The organism is Bartonella sp. 11B (genome assembly GCF_002022625.1).
Lineage (GTDB): Bacteria > Pseudomonadota > Alphaproteobacteria > Rhizobiales > Rhizobiaceae > Bartonella > Bartonella rochalimae.
Genome location: NZ_CP019783.1, coordinates 1188666 through 1204583 on the forward strand (window position 1 = coordinate 1188666; position 15918 = coordinate 1204583).

8 protein-coding genes and 1 pseudogene are annotated in these 15918 nt (G+C 34.8%); 3 read left to right on the top strand and 6 right to left on the bottom strand.

Annotated features, from left to right (window positions below; genetic code table 11):
- The first annotated feature begins 9 nt into the window (after positions 1–9).
- On the top strand, positions 10–591 hold the full coding sequence (gene pgsA, locus Bho11B_RS05120) for a CDP-diacylglycerol--glycerol-3-phosphate 3-phosphatidyltransferase (protein ID WP_035007290.1): 582 nt from the start codon (positions 10–12) through the stop codon (positions 589–591).
- Positions 592–840: 249 nt separating this feature from the next.
- On the opposite strand, the gene ndk is transcribed toward pgsA, so the two are convergent.
- Positions 841–1263: a nucleoside-diphosphate kinase gene (gene ndk / locus Bho11B_RS05125; RefSeq protein WP_035007287.1), complete on the bottom strand. Its 423-nt coding sequence runs from the start codon at positions 1261–1263 to the stop codon at positions 841–843.
- Between the two features lie 246 nt (positions 1264–1509).
- On the opposite strand from ndk, the pseudogene Bho11B_RS05130 reads away from it, so the two are divergent.
- A pseudogene (locus Bho11B_RS05130) lies at positions 1510–3388 on the top strand (ATP-binding cassette domain-containing protein).
- 109 nt (positions 3389–3497) lie between these two features.
- Here Bho11B_RS05130 and Bho11B_RS05135 read toward each other — a convergent pair.
- From Bho11B_RS05135 to Bho11B_RS05150, 4 genes are all read right to left on the bottom strand, one after another.
- Positions 3498–5441 (bottom strand): autotransporter outer membrane beta-barrel domain-containing protein, encoded by a 1944-nt coding sequence (locus Bho11B_RS05135; protein ID WP_078674156.1) that lies wholly within the window; start codon positions 5439–5441, stop codon positions 3498–3500.
- An 87-nt stretch (positions 5442–5528) separates the two neighbouring features.
- Positions 5529–8312: a BafA family autotransporter gene (gene bafA / locus Bho11B_RS05140; RefSeq protein WP_172802075.1), complete on the bottom strand. Its 2784-nt coding sequence runs from the start codon at positions 8310–8312 to the stop codon at positions 5529–5531.
- 453 nt (positions 8313–8765) lie between these two features.
- Positions 8766–11126: a BafA family autotransporter gene (bafA, locus tag Bho11B_RS05145; protein ID WP_078673826.1), complete on the bottom strand. Its 2361-nt coding sequence runs from the start codon at positions 11124–11126 to the stop codon at positions 8766–8768.
- A gap of 734 nt (positions 11127–11860) precedes the next feature.
- A complete protein-coding gene (locus Bho11B_RS05150) occupies positions 11861–13771 on the bottom strand; it encodes a BID domain-containing T4SS effector (RefSeq protein WP_078673827.1) in 1911 nt (636 codons plus the stop codon).
- Positions 13772–14289: 518 nt separating this feature from the next.
- On the opposite strand from Bho11B_RS05150, the gene Bho11B_RS05155 reads away from it, so the two are divergent.
- Positions 14290–15576, top strand: coding sequence for an MFS transporter (locus Bho11B_RS05155; protein WP_078673828.1), 1287 nt, complete (start codon positions 14290–14292; stop codon positions 15574–15576).
- Here Bho11B_RS05155 and Bho11B_RS07285 read toward each other — a convergent pair.
- A complete protein-coding gene (locus Bho11B_RS07285) occupies positions 15573–15839 on the bottom strand; it encodes a hypothetical protein (protein ID WP_035007426.1) in 267 nt (88 codons plus the stop codon). The genes Bho11B_RS05155 and Bho11B_RS07285 overlap by 4 nt on opposite strands.
- Positions 15840–15918 lie beyond the last annotated feature (79 nt).

Below are 15918 nucleotides of genomic sequence, written 5' to 3' on the forward strand. Positions count from 1 at the left end.
AATTGCTCTATGAAAAATCATACTTTTTCTTTTCCTAATATTCTAACTTATGCACGAATCATTGCTGTACCATTGGTTGTAGCGTGCTTTTTCTTAGAAGGTCGCCTACAATCAAGTGATATTGCTCGTTGGATTGCTGTTTCTATTTTTATTATTGCATCTATTACTGACTTTTTGGATGGCTATCTTGCTCGTATTTGGCAACAAACCTCTAATATTGGCCGCATGTTGGATCCAATTGCAGATAAACTTCTCGTCTCTGCCTGCCTACTCTTACTTGCTGCAGAAAGTACTATCGCCGGCTGGTCACTTTGGGCAGCGATTATTATTCTTTGCCGAGAAATTCTTGTCTCTGGACTACGTGAATATTTAGCTGAGTTAAAAGTGAGTGTTCCCGTCTCTCGTTTTGCAAAATGGAAAACTTTTGTACAAATGATAGCTATTATATTACTCTTAGCAGGTCCGGCTGGTAATAAAATAATTCCTTACACAACAGAATTCGGCATTACTATGCTATGGATTGCAGCTCTGCTTACATTATGGACAGGATGGGATTATTTCTGCGCCGGTTTGAAACATGTTATCACATAAAAAAATAAACGGCGAGATTACAATACATGAATAAAGGCTCATTATCCTAAATAATAAGACATTTACCATTGCTTAAGCTGATACAGAGAACATTTGGAAAATAATGCAAATATATAATTAAAATCTAATAGACTAGAAAAATACCTTTTTAGACATAGCCATACCAACATGTTCTTTTGAAAGTAATAATTTTACTCGAAAAGTCCCTCAATATATTTCGGGACTTTTCATTTGCTAAATAGTCTTTTGTTAACCAACAATTTCAATGTCAGAAAACCAATAAGCTATCTCCATTTTCGCAGACTCAGCACTATCTGAACCATGAACAGAATTTTCACCAATCGATAAAGCATGCACTTTACGAATTGTTCCTTCCTGCGCATCAATAGGATTTGTGGCTCCCATAATTTCACGATTTTTAATGATTGCATTTTCTCCTTCTAAAACCTGCACAACAGTTGGACCAGAAGACATAAATGTTACCAACTCTTCAAAAAATGGACGCCCTTTATGGATTGCATAAAATCCCTCTGCTTGCTGTCGACTCATCCACACGCGCTTAGATGCGATAATATGCAATCCGCCATCTTCAAGCATTTTTGTAATTGCCCCCGTCAAATTACGGCGCGTTGCATCTGGTTTAATCATCGATAAAGTGCGTTCTACAGCCATTTGGTTATCTACCTTTCTTTCATTTAAAAACTATCTTCACTTCTCTATAACAAGTAAAGAACTTTCTACCAAGTAACGGTAAGAAAATCTGTATTAATTTTCAATTATATAATTCTTTTTGAGATCGTAACCTTCATATAATAAAAATATTAGTAGTAATTTATCCTAATAACCATATCATCATTTTTCCTTCAAAAATTGAATAAATGAGCTTATTAGAAAATCATGTAAAGGAAACTTTTCACTATGTTGGTCTTGAATGATATCACAATCCGAATGGCTGGATACCTTTTGATTGATCGCGCTAATATTGCAATCCCTTCTGGCTCAAAAACTGGATTTGTTGGGAATAATGGAACTGGTAAATCAACTCTTTTTCGTGTTATTATAGGTGATATTTCTCCTGAGAATGGTGAAGTTCTCATACCACAAAAAGCGCGCATTGGTTTAGTTTCCCAGGAAGCACCAATAACCGAGCAATCCTTGCTCGAAACTGTTTTAGATGCAGACAAAGAACTTATTAATCTCCTCCGTGAATCAAAAACAGCAACTGACCCAATACACATTGCTAACATTCATACACGTTTAAGTGATATTAACGCTCATTCGGCAAAAGCACGCGCTAGTAATTCTTTCTGGTCTAGGATTTGATCCTCATACACAACAAAAACCTCTATCCTCTTTTTCTGGTGGATGGCGCATGCGCATTGCATTGGCAGCTGTACTTTTTACTGAACCTGATCTTTTACTCCTCGATGAGCCAACAAACTATCTTGATATTGAAGGGACTTTATGGCTCATCGAATATATACACCAATATCCTCATACAACTATTCTCACTAGCCATGATCGCGACTTCTTAAATAAGACTGTTAACTCTATCATGCATCTTGAAAATAATAAGCTTACCTTCTGGCGTGGTAATTATGATCAATTTAAACAACAAAAAGCGGAAACTATTAGATTACAACAAAAAGAACAGGCAAAACAAGAAGCACAAAAAAAACATATGGAGGATTTTATTAACCGTTTTCGTGCAAAAGCAAGTAAATCGCGACAAGCACAATCACGTCTTAAAGCACTAGAAAAACTTAAACTAATCACACCTTGGGAAACAAGATATAGTCAATCTTTCACTTTTCCGATAGCTGATAGACCTGTAGCCTCCCCTATTATTGCATTATCAAATATAAATATTGGTTATGAAAAAGGGAAACCTATTCTTAAAGAACTAAATTTGAGAATTGATAATGATGACCGTATCGCTCTTTTAGGTTCAAATGGAAACGGTAAATCAACTCTTGCCAAATTACTCGCAGGCCGTCTTCAACCAGAACAAGGAACAATAACACTCGCCCCCCATCTAAAAATTGCCTTTTTTACACAACATCAATTAGATGATCTTATACCAGAGCAAAATGCAATAGAACATATGCGCTATCTAATGCCAGAACAGTCAGAAACCAAAATACGCTCTACATTAGCACAGATGGGACTATTAACAGAAAAAATGATGGTAAAAGTTAAAGAGCTTTCAGGAGGTGAAAAAGTACGCTTACTTATGGGACTTATCGTTTTCAAAAGTCCCCATCTTCTTATCCTCGATGAACCTACCAATCATCTTGATATTGATAGTCGTGAAGAACTAATCCATGCACTCAATAATTTTAATGGAGCAGTTATCCTCATTTCTCATGATCGTTACCTTATTGAAGCAACAATGGATCAATTTTGGCTTGTAAAAAATAAAACTGTTCTACCTTATAAAGGTGATATCAACACTTACCGCATAGAAGTTCTTGGCCTCTCCCCCAAAAAAGAAACAAACACTTCTCCTAAAAAAGAACATTTTCTTTCTAAAAATGAACAAAGAAAAATCAATGCGCAAAAACGCTCTCTTCTTGCACCACTACGCAAACAAATCGCTGAAACTGAAGCAGTGATAAATTCTCTTCAAAAACAAATTAAACAACTCGATGAAGAATTAATTCCTGCTTCTTCGCATCATCAGTTCTCTGAAAAAGCAAAAGAACGTGCTAAAGCAGTAAAAAAACTAGAAGAATCTGAAGCACTCTGGTTTGCCTTATCTAATCAATATGAAACAAAAAATCATACAAAAACATAGCTCTCCTACCATTAGCTTTCTTGCTTGACGGAATAATAGCTCTTCATAGAAAAGATCTTTAAAACTTTTCACACAATAGAGGCTATAATCAACAAAACAGAGCGAGCTCTTAAAAACTATAGCGTAACCCTACAATACCTTGAAGGGACTGTTCCACCTTATGCCCTTTGAGATACTGAGTTTCAGCATAAAGCGATAAGTTATCACCAATAAGGCTATGCAAACCAATTCCTAATTTTCCTGCATCTCTCGATAAATCAGTGATAAATTTATGCTGATTATTAATTATCGTATGATTCCTATCTATATATTCACGTAACCAAGCCGTTGTTATATAAGTCATTAAGTGAGCGTCATCATTCAAATTAAACTTATGACCAACAGATAATCCAGCTTCACTGCGCAATGAAGTAGAACTATTCACATTACCAACCATCTGATTAGAAAGCTTTACTTCCTTACCCGAAACACGGACTCCTGTTAGTTGAGTATAAGGCTGTATCCAGGTATCTGGTGCTACATTAAAATAATACCCTGCTTCAAATGAAGTCCCTATTGCCCATTGGTTATAATCACCTTGAACACCCAAACCATTTGTCGAAATAGCCTTTAAATTATTTGTGTAATAATTATATTTTAAAACGCTATCTAAATACCACCCTTGATTATCAAAATAAGTCGCATAAGCCCCGGCACTATAAGTGTCCATATTACTGACACCGCCTCGTGCATGGGTAATACGCGCTTGATCATAACTTCCAAAACCACCAATGTAAAAATCCCCTTTCATCAGTTCTTGCAGCCAATCAACACCTAATATGATACCTGTCTGATCAAGTCTAAAATGCGTATGACCTGTAGCCAAACGATCGCGACCCTTGATCCCATACGTCCAGAAAGCCGTATTCTTCTTGTTCCTGCCTAAAATACCTCTTCCAACACGCAAACTTTGCAACTCATTATTAAAAACAAGTTCAGGAGCTACTGCCAAAGATAACACTGCATCTGTCGATGGTGTCGTAGACGGAGTTGGTGTTGGCAACAGATCTAAATTTGGCTTATCAAAATGATCTGCTGCTAAATACCAAATCTTGCTAGCATCATCTTGTCTTTGCTTTAAGGCATACATATAAGTGCCACCGTCAACAGCATTAATCTTTACACCAGAAAGATCCACTAAAGTAAAATGAGAGCCTGCACTTTTATCAGTAACCAAATCACGGTGCTGTGAAAGAGGATTGGTAATTTCAGCACCTGAATCAGCTACGCTTATCATGTGATGACCATCACCACTTTCAATAAAAAGATAATCACCGCGATCCTCTGCAATAGTGGTATTAAATCTAAAATGTAAACTTCCTAATTCACCAGAAAGCTTCTCAATATAAAGATGAGAATAACGGGGTTGAGCTTGATCAGGAATAAAACTAACAGTTCCCTGACCACTTAATTTCTTAATCAAAGCGCTATCTTCATCACGTGCACTAATAACAAATAATTCTGTCTCTTTTCCTTTTAAAATAAAGTTTTCTATTGTAGAGCGATGCTCTTTATCTCCAGCATAAAGAAGAAACTTTCCAAAATCATTAATTGTCGTATCTCCTTCTAATGTTGCACCCGCATATGCCCATGAACTCGCACGATCATTAACAGTTAGACCATATACATAACCATTCTTATATATTTCTTGAACAGCATTATCATTTAAAGTAACAGTAATAGCTGTACCTTCTGCAGAAACGCGCTGTCTTCCATCCCTAAAAACTTCAGTATTTACTGCAGTCCCCCCCTCTTCTTGATTACTTTTTGCATAAAGATTTTGTATGCCTCCTTCCATCACTTTCGCATTCCATACCACCTCGCTTCCAGATACATTCTGTTCTTCTCTTATATAACCTTGACCATAAGGAAAAGTTTTTAAATCATTTGAAGATGTAGATAGCAATACCGGTACAGGTGCTTTCACTTTTGTATCGATATTAGAATTAGATGAAACAGCTTGTACAAGAGAAATATCTATGACTAGCATCGCAGAAATTAATTTATAGCGCATTATTCAAACTCTACTCTTAAAAGTTGGCGAATTCAGTAGCCTCAATCACCATAAAACATACCAAAAATCGAGACTGAGACTATTTTTTTAAAAACTGTAACGCAATCCTAAAACACCTTGAAGTGATTGCTTTGTCTTCTTCCCCCTGAGATAATGAGCTTCAACATAAAAATTCAAATTCTTATTAATAAAACTATTCAAACCAATACCAAGTTTGCCAGAATTACCAGATAAATCAGTCTTAAATTTATGCTGTTTATTAATTATTGTGTGATTATTATCTATATATTCACGTAACCAAGCAGTCTTTATATAAGTCATCATTTGAGTGGATGTACCTGAACTCAATTCATGCCCTATAGACATCCCAATTTCGCTACGCAACGAAGTGTATGGACTAATATCACCTGTCATTTCATTAGAAAGTTTTACTTCCTTATCCCCAACCTGCAACCAAATTAACTGACTATAAGGTTGAACCCAAGTATCTTCCACTAACTTCACATAGCGTCCCGCTTCAAATGAAGCACCTATCGCCTTCTGATTATAATCACCTTTGATATTTATACCGTTCGTTGATATGGCGTGAAGATTATTTTGATAATGATTATATTTTAAAACGCTATCTAAATACCAATCACGATCACCAAAATAAGTCACATAAGCCCCAACGCTATAAGTATTTACACGACTAATACCACCCCGAGCATGAACAATATCTGATTGGTCATAACTGCCAAAACCACCAATATAAAGCTGCCCATTCATTAGATCGCTTAACCAATCAATTCCTAGCATTATACCAGTTTGATCTAACTTAAAATTCGTATGACCTGTAGAAAGATGTTCTTTACTCTTGATCCCATATGTCCATAAAGAAGTGTTTTTTTTATTTCTTCCTATCAAACCCCTTCCAGCACGCAAACTTTGTAACTCATTGTTAAAAATAAGCTCGGGAGCTACCGCCAAAGATAATAACACATCTGTCGATGGTGTCGTAGACAGAGCAGATGTAGATATCGGATCTAATATTGGCAACTGTTCCTCTATTGGCAACTGTTCTTCATTATCTTGATTAATCACTTGATTAATCAATTGTGTGGACTCTTGTTCTCCTAGATCTTCTAGATCTTCTAGATCTTCTAGATCTTCTAAATTAATATCTTCTTCTAGAGGCAAATGACCTGAGTAAGCTGGAATCTCTTTATTAACATCAATCTGTTGTCCCGATGTATATGGAATCACTTCAAAATCAGGAATTTGTGATTGCTCTGAATTCAAGACTGGAGAACCACTCAGCACTGGATAACCATCCACATTAACATCAATCTGTTGTCCCGATGTATATGGAATCACTTCAAAAACAGGAATTTGTAATTGCTCTGAATTCAAGACTGGAAAACCACTCAGCACTGGAACTGGATGCACTGGATAACCATCCACACCACTATCATGAGACTGTAAGACACGTTTTCGACTTTTTGGTTCAGCGCTTTGATCGTTCTTATATAAAATGGCTGACCGAGGAGGACGAGATCGAGGCTCTGAAGATTTAGGAGAATTTTTGTGACTTTTTGATTTACCATTATCCGCTTTACCATTAGAAGTAGATGATAAATCTAAATTTGGTTTTTGAATTAAACGTTTAGAAGGAGCATTTATATGACGAGGTTGGCCAGTATCTGCAGACAAAGCCCAAACCTTCCAATTTCCACCTTTGCTCCTCTGTTGCAAAGTATACATATAAGTTCCGCCATCAACTGCATTAATTGTTTTACCGGCCTTATTTGCTAAAGTGAAACTCGCTCCCCCATTTTGACTTTTATCGGTAACTAAATTAATCTCAGCAACACGAGCATGCTTTTGCGAAAAAGAATCTGCAATTTCACGACCAGAATCAGCAACACTTATTGTATGGCTACCTGAGCTATTTTCAATTAATATATAATCACTTCCCTCCCCAACATCACTAATATTAAAATTGAAATGTAAATTCCCTGAAAGTTTCCTAACATTAAGTTTAGAATGACGTTTATCATATTCAACAGAGGAAAAACCTACTGTTCCACCATTCCCACCTAAATCTTCAATCATAACCTCAGAACTACGACTGCCATTCTGCATACCAATAGAAAACAATCTTTCAGGACTTCGCCCTTCGATAGTAATACCTTCTTTTGTAATATGACCTCTATCATCACCAGCATAAAGACAAAGACGCCCTTGACCATTAATTCTTGTTGCCCCTGTCAAACTTGTACCAACATATACCCATGATTGCGCTTGATCTTGAATCGTTAAATTCTCCACTGTCCCACCAGAATATACGACTTGAAGAGCTTGATCCTTCAAGGTAACTCCTGAAGCTTTACCTCCCGCTAAAACAAATTGTCTACCATTCGAAGAAACTTCAATACCTGATGCGTAACCACCTTTTCCTGTCTTTCCTTTATAAAGATATTGTATGCCACCTCCCATGATTTTTGTATTCCATGCTTCCCCACCATCATATAGATTTTGTTGCCCGACACTTCCATTTATACCAGAAACCGAAGATTCATATGCACTACTTCGCTTACTCACTATACCCAAAAGTCTATTGCTTTCTTCAAAAACAAACTGCAAACCACCCTTAACTTGAGTGTTCATTGCAGTGGCTCCACGCGTAATGACCTGTTTTCCACCTTTACCAACAATGGCATTCATTGAGGTTCCATTATTTTCAACAATCTCAACACCGCCCTCTTCAATTTTGGTATTCATACTGATACCCTGAGTAACAATTGAAGAGTTTTTCAATACCTTTCCCTGTGTAAGAATAGAGGAAAAAGCTTTTATTACTTCACTTAAGTCCAAAGATTCATCAGACATCTCCTGCATTTTCTCCCGCGCGCTTACACTTTGTATGAAAAAAGTACTGACCATTAATACTGAAAAACTTAATTTATAATATTGCACGATCTACACTCCATCACTGAAAGCTAGATTAACGTCTCCCGACTATCAAATAGCTCATTCTATTATATCATAATGTATTTTATATATATCATAATGTGTTTTATATTACAACATAATAATATCTCACAAAGCGCAATGATCATAAATAATGTTGGATTATCAGAATAATAGAAAGAAAAATATATGCAAATTATGTATTTCACAAAACAATCAAAATGAATTTAATAAACAAAACTGATCTTGCATATTAGAATACAAAAATATCTCAATATCTGTATCTTCTCAAAAAGAGTTTTCTGATCATTAATATCTGGCTTGTAAAAAATACAATTCCAAAATGATCAGAAAACAAAACAGAGCGAGCTCTTAAAAACTATAGCGTAACCCTACAATACCTTGAAGGGACTGTTCCACCTTATGCCCTTTGAGATACTGAGTTTCAGCATAAAGCGATAAGTTATCACCAATAAGGCTATGCAAACCAATTCCTAATTTTCCTGCATCTCTCGATAAATCAGTGATAAATTTATGCTGATTATTAATTATCGTATGATTCCTATCTATATATTCACGTAACCAAGCCGTTGTTATATAAGTCATTAAGTGAGCGTCATCATTCAAATTAAACTTATGACCAACAGATAATCCAGCTTCACTGCGCAATGAAGTAGAACTATTCACATTACCAACCATCTGATTAGAAAGCTTTACTTCCTTACCCGAAACACGGACTCCTGTTAGTTGAGTATAAGGCTGTATCCAGGTATCTGGTGCTACATTAAAATAATACCCTGCTTCAAATGAAGTCCCTATTGCCCATTGGTTATAATCACCTTGAACACCCAAACCATTTGTCGAAATAGCCTTTAAATTATTTGTGTAATAATTATATTTTAAAACGCTATCTAAATACCACCCTTGATTATCAAAATAAGTCGCATAAGCCCCGGCACTATAAGTGTCCATATTACTGACACCGCCTCGTGCATGGGTAATACGCGCTTGATCATAACTTCCAAAACCACCAATGTAAAAATCCCCTTTCATCAGTTCTTGCAGCCAATCAACACCTAATATGATACCTGTCTGATCAAGTCTAAAATGCGTATGACCTGTAGCCAAACGATCGCGACCCTTGATCCCATACGTCCAGAAAGCCGTATTCTTCTTGTTCCTGCCTAAAATACCTCTTCCAACACGCAAACTTTGCAACTCATTATTAAAAACAAGTTCAGGAGCTACTGCCAAAGATAACACTGCATCTGTCGATGGTGTCGTAGACGGAGTTGGTGTTGGCAACAGATCTAAATTTGGCTTATCAAAATGATCTGCTGCTAAATACCAAATCTTGCTAGCATCATCTTGTCTTTGCTTTAAGGCATACATATAAGTGCCACCGTCAACAGCATTAATCTTTACACCAGAAAGATCCACTAAAGTAAAATGAGAGCCTGCACTTTTATCAGTAACCAAATCACGGTGCTGTGAAAGAGGATTGGTAATTTCAGCACCTGAATCAGCTACGCTTATCATGTGATGACCATCACCACTTTCAATAAAAAGATAATCACCGCGATCCTCTGCAATAGTGGTATTAAATCTAAAATGTAAACTTCCTAATTCACCAGAAAGCTTCTCAATATAAAGATGAGAATAACGGGGTTGAGCTTGATCAGGAATAAAACTAACAGTTCCCTGACCACTTAATTTCTTAATCAAAGCGCTATCTTCATCACGTGCACTAATAACAAATAATTCTGTCTCTTTTCCTTTTAAAATAAAGTTTTCTATTGTAGAGCGATGCTCTTTATCTCCAGCATAAAGAAGAAACTTTCCAAAATCATTAATTGTCGTATCTCCTTCTAATGTTGCACCCGCATATGCCCATGAACTCGCACGATCATTAACAGTTAGACCATATACATAACCATCCTTATATATTTCTTGAACAGCATTATCATTTAAAGTAACAGTAATAGCTGTACCTTCTGCAGAAACGCGCTGTCTTCCATTCCTAAAAATTTCAGTATTTACTGCAGTCCCCCCCTCTTCTTGATTACTTTTTGCATAAAGATTTTGTATGCCTCCTTCCATCACTTTTGTATTCCACACCACACCACCTTCATATACATTCTGTTCTCCTAGTATATCACCTTGACCATGAATAATAGTACCGTCAGCAAAACTCTCTGTTATTTTTCCTCCAACATCACCTTTCCCATAAACAAACTGTTTACCACCATAAATTTTCGTTCCCTCTGTTTTTCCCCCATACTTAACCTGTTGTTGTCCATTTGTGTAAATAACAGCATTTCTTGAAAAACCTTGTTTACCCTTGAAAGTTACAACAGTTTCAACACCACCACTTTCAATTTTAGTACCTTCACTCAAACCACCTCCATAAACATAAAGCTTTCCAGAATTTCTAATTATGTTATTGATTGACTTACCTGGATTATCTTGCTGGCCAACATTTCCAACATAGATTTCATTATTATTCTCTATTACGAAATTTTTTAAAATTGCTCCATCTTCAATAATAGTGATGTCACGTTTTCTAATGATCTCAGTTTTTTTTTCTTTCTCATTATCATACTGATCATAAACAACACTCCCCCTATAACTGCCATCCAATCTTTGCATTTCATTCTTATCTGCATTTGCAACTCCCACAAAAGAGCTACTGATTATAAACACCCAATAACCTAACTTCCATTTGTATTGCATAACTACATCCTTACTATTCCGTCTTGAACAAACTACTGAGAAGTAAATAGCTCTGCAAAAGTACATTTCAACCATAACCCATCAAAATTTACCAAAAATGTAAAGTGTACAAACCTTTAATAGCTTGTATTTTAAAATACAAAACGATCCCATTAACACTCTATAAAAAGCATCTTTCAACAAGCATATATTTTTATTGCTTTATCTTTTTAGGAAACATTTTCCAGAGTTAAACAATATAAATTTGATGTTTTTTAAACATCAAAACATCAAATTATTCATTCTTGTCATTCTTGTCATTAAGTAAAAAACATATTGTACATAAAAACACGCTATGCTGCATTCATAGTGCAATATAATTAATGTAGATAACTTTAAAAGAAGACTTTTACGAGTATTATTAAGTAAAATCGATCCGATACAAATAAATCAATATGCGACAATACAATACATGAATAAACTCACTGTAAATCAATACAGAATATGCTAACTAGAACTAAATTACATCCTTTTAATATATGTGTCTGTAAAATTTATGACAACTGCTAAATTTTTATATAATTAACTATTTCAATCAGTAAAATAGACGTGTACCCATCCACCTATTCACTGCACTCATTCGCAAAAAATTCTTCTGCTTTAGCTAAAATGAATTGAAACTTTTTAAAAAACAGATCCTCTGTTTTTTAATACTCTCCACACATAAAAATGAAGATGCAACAACTTCTTACAATTTAATTGGCTTGCACTATAGCTGTATTTTCCGAAAGATTAACGGAGAGAGTTTTTTTAACATCCAAATACAATTTTTCAATCGGTTGAACGATTGTTATAATTTGCTTTGCTTTACTCTCTGATACCCCCAAACTTTCAGCAAGCTCTGCATAATTATTATCATCAAGTGCTTTATACTCATTCAATGAAAGACGACACATGATTCCATGCATAAAATCAAAACATTCCTGACGTAATGAAGGAGAAACCTCAAGCATTTCTTTTCGCGTGTCTTCTGGCAAATTTAAAATATCTTGCATTTCCTTACTGGGCATTTTTACAGATCTACTTGAAATACCACTTTGTATTTCTTGTTGTTCTAAAATTCCATCTCTAGCCCATATTACAATATCTGCATACCGAACAATTGCATCACTAAGTTCAGCACAAGACGCTTCAGCTTCTTTTCGCTTTAAATCCTTCATACCTAACACCGCAAAACCTGCAAGGCGAGAAATAGATTGAGGAGATTCCATAAACTTTTCTGCAAACTGTTTTGCAAACTGTCTTGCAAGCGCTTTATCAAAACATGAAAATTTATCAATTAATTCGATATCTTTTTTAAAGATTGCCGAATTATTATAAACAAGTTTTGAATAATACTCAACATCTTTCCAGCTTCTTTGAACAGAGAAATCTTTTTTAACTTTCTCAGCAATTTCTTCTCTTGTCAAAGGAACACATACTCTTTTTGGAATGAGAACATCTTCAAAAACCTTAGGTATTACAGCTTTAAAAGCAACTGTATCACCTAATTTTAAGGCTTGTAATTCTTCTGGCATAAAACAATCTTTGTGGCACACGACGCAGCGATCTGGTATTTCGACTAGAACCGAATTTGAACTACGGCCTCTATAAATACCGTTATAAACCACATCTTTACGAGCAGCTACAATAATCTGTTTTTCTACACCTTTATACTTGTTATTGCTAACAAACTCTTTTAGCATACACACTTTGTTTGGATCAGAAATATCTTCAAACAAATGCTCCATAGGAGTTAAAGCATCTATATCACCTTCTAATGTTTCTTCTAATGTTTCCGAAGCATGGCTAACAAATTTCATGCGCTCTTCTGTTACAACCGAAAAATCGAGTTTATAACCAACAGCGTTAGCAAGTTGTTCAAAAAACACCTTTTGCGTACATTCATTCCCCCCTACAAAAGGACATACATAATTAAGAAAAGAAAACATTCTTGCTACATTATGAGCAAATTCTTCAGATGATAAACCTCTTAGATTATTCTTCTCAAAAAGAATGTTATCAATTTTTTGCAAACTTTCCTGAATTTCCTCACTATCTTGAATTTTATCATTATTTATAGAGCTCAATTCTCCCATTAATGACAACTTAGCATTTATTCTACTATCAGAAAATTTAAGCTCGTCACGAGTCTTTCCAGCCCAATCAAAAATATTCCCGAATAAGCTCTTATGAAGACGTTTTAGATAAGAAGTGTCAAATTGTTCTGGTACCTTTTCATAAGACAAATTAACAATTGCTTTTGCGACATCGTGTGCAATTTTGTCACGAAGAGCAACTGTATCTGTTATTCCACATTTATTTACCAGAATTCCATATTTATTTATCAGCTTTTTTTCAGAATAGCTTGAATGTTCCTTTTGTGCCTTTACTTTAATGAGTTTTTTCATAGAATTATCCAACTGAGTATTAAGCTTCTGTAGTGAATAATCCCCGTTCACATATTCTTCTAAAATACCTAAAGTTTTAGAGTTAAAAGTATATCCCTCAATCATATGCGCACTAATCACTGAATTTACTACTTCACGACGCTTTTGTATTAGGCACTGAGGTATAGCATAATCCGTCTCATAATTTGAAATTATCTTTTTTTTTCTCTTGAACATTAATGAATCCTTGTTAGGTAAATTTTTCTTCTTTCTTTTTAAAATTACTATTAACTCTCTTCACATCGCACCTAGAACATAAAAAACATCTTGATTATACTTCTAATACTGCATACGTTCGAAGTAAATCATCAAAAAAATTTTTGACTAGTACTAAATAATTAAATATGAATTCTCAAATTTTTTAAAATACTTTAAGACTAGTGATTACAATTCATACTAAATTTTATACATTTTGATTTTTTAATCAAAATTAAAAACATAATCAAGTCAATTTTACTTATAAGCGACGTTTGATTACACTGATCACTCATTCTTTTAAAAGATTAAATGTAATTATTACAGACAAAGACAACTCTATTGATGCGGATATATAGTCCTTCATTTTCATTTATATATTTTAAACATCCACAGCAATAATTAAAATCGGTAGTGATAATGACTCGACACTGATATGAATTTTTTATAATTATAGATGTTTTGTAATTCAATTTCACACAAAAAGGAACTTTCTATCCATGTCTATAAGTATAGAAAAATGCAACACTAACCGAGAATCTTCACCCGGTCGAATTTTGTTCGCGAGTTTTATCGGCACAACAATAGAATACTTTGACTTTTATGTTTTTTCAACTGCTGCAGCTCTCATATTTCCTCGATTATTTTTTCCATCCCAAAATGAGCAGCTCGCTATTTTGCAATCCTTCCTTATTTTTGGTGTCGCCTTCATATCACGCCCTATAGGATCAATTATTTTTGGTCATTTTGGTGATAAAATTGGACGGAAAATAACGCTGATTGCCTCTCTTCTTACAATGGGTATTTCAACAATTATTATTGGTATTTTGCCTACTTATGAAACAGCTGGATGGATCGCTCCTTTCCTTTTAACAATATGTCGTTTTGGACAAGGAATCGGATTAGGAGGAGAATGGGGAGGAGCTGTGCTGCTTGCGACAGAAAATGCTCCCCCAGAAAAACGTAGTTGGTATGCAATGTTTCCGCAATTAGGGGCTCCAATTGGCTTATGCGTATCTATTATAGCTTACTTAGCACTATGGCATACACTTGATGAAGAGCAACTTTTCTCATGGGGATGGCGTATTCCTTTTGTTGGCTCAATTGTCTTCATTATTTTAGGATTATGGCTTCGTATGTCGATCAATGAAACAATTGAATTCAAAAATATCGACCATGAAAAAACCTCTAAAATACCTGTTCTAGATGTATTCTTCAAACACCCACGAATTTTGTTTCTTGGTACATTTTGTAGCATGACAATTCTTGTATTATTTTACTTGGTTACGACTTATTTGCTAAGTTATTCAACAAACCATCTGCAATTATCATTTAATCAAGCACTTCAAGTAGAAATGATCGGCGCTGTTTTTTTTGGTATTTTTACTGTTCTTACAGGAAAAATTGCTAATCATGTTAACCGCAGAAATTTGATGATTTGGGTTACAATAGCTACCGGTATCTATTCCTTTGCAATTCCTTACTTTTTCGATAATGGAATTTTAGGTATTTGTGCAATGTCTGTTATTGGTTTATCTCTCATGGGAATGACATATAGTCAGATCGGCGCAGTTCTTTCATCAGCATATCCAACAGAAGTTCGGTATAGCGGTGTTTCTATAACCTTTAATTTAGCTGGTATTTTAGGCGCAGCTGTTGCACCTTATATTGCAGAATATCTAGTACAACATTTTAGTGTTTCTTATATTAGTTATTATCTCTTCGTATCTTCTTTTATCTCACTCGTTTGCTTTATTGGTTTTAAAGATGAAGAGATATCACGCTAACATACAATAATAATGAATAATAAAACTAATATTAGCGGCAAAAATGCCGCTAATTTCATTTTTAAAGACATCGGTTTAGGTGTAATCCACCACAATATTCCAGCAAATAATAAACAAAGGAAAAAGAATAAGATATCGATAATAATACTAATATAAGAGACAGAAAATATCTGTGATAGAATATTTGTTGTTCCCAACCATGAAACACAAAAAAAAGCTAATATTACAGCCCATAGAATAAGTAAAATTCGGTCAAATATCATTATCATTCCATTTGAATATTTTAATCTAAGGCTATATTTTAGCGCTCCTAAAAAAATCATAAGAAAAATTCAATCTGAT

Excerpts from the sequence above, each read along its gene's own strand:
- pgsA (WP_035007290.1), top strand. The coding sequence starts at position 10 with ATGAAAAATCATACTTTTTCTTTTCCTAATATTCTAACTTATGCACGA.
- ndk (WP_035007287.1), bottom strand. The coding sequence starts at position 1,263 with ATGGCTGTAGAACGCACTTTATCGATGATTAAACCAGATGCAACGCGC.
- Bho11B_RS05135 (WP_078674156.1), bottom strand. The coding sequence starts at position 5,441 with ATGCGCTATAAATTAATTTCTGCGATGCTAGTCATAGATATTTCTCTT.
- bafA (WP_172802075.1), bottom strand. The coding sequence starts at position 8,312 with ATGTCTGATGAATCTTTGGACTTAAGTGAAGTAATAAAAGCTTTTTCC.
- bafA (WP_078673826.1), bottom strand. The coding sequence starts at position 11,126 with ATGCAATACAAATGGAAGTTAGGTTATTGGGTGTTTATAATCAGTAGC.
- Bho11B_RS05150 (WP_078673827.1), bottom strand. The coding sequence starts at position 13,771 with ATGTTCAAGAGAAAAAAAAAGATAATTTCAAATTATGAGACGGATTAT.
- Bho11B_RS05155 (WP_078673828.1), top strand. The coding sequence starts at position 14,290 with ATGTCTATAAGTATAGAAAAATGCAACACTAACCGAGAATCTTCACCC.
- Bho11B_RS07285 (WP_035007426.1), bottom strand. The coding sequence starts at position 15,839 with ATGATATTTGACCGAATTTTACTTATTCTATGGGCTGTAATATTAGCT.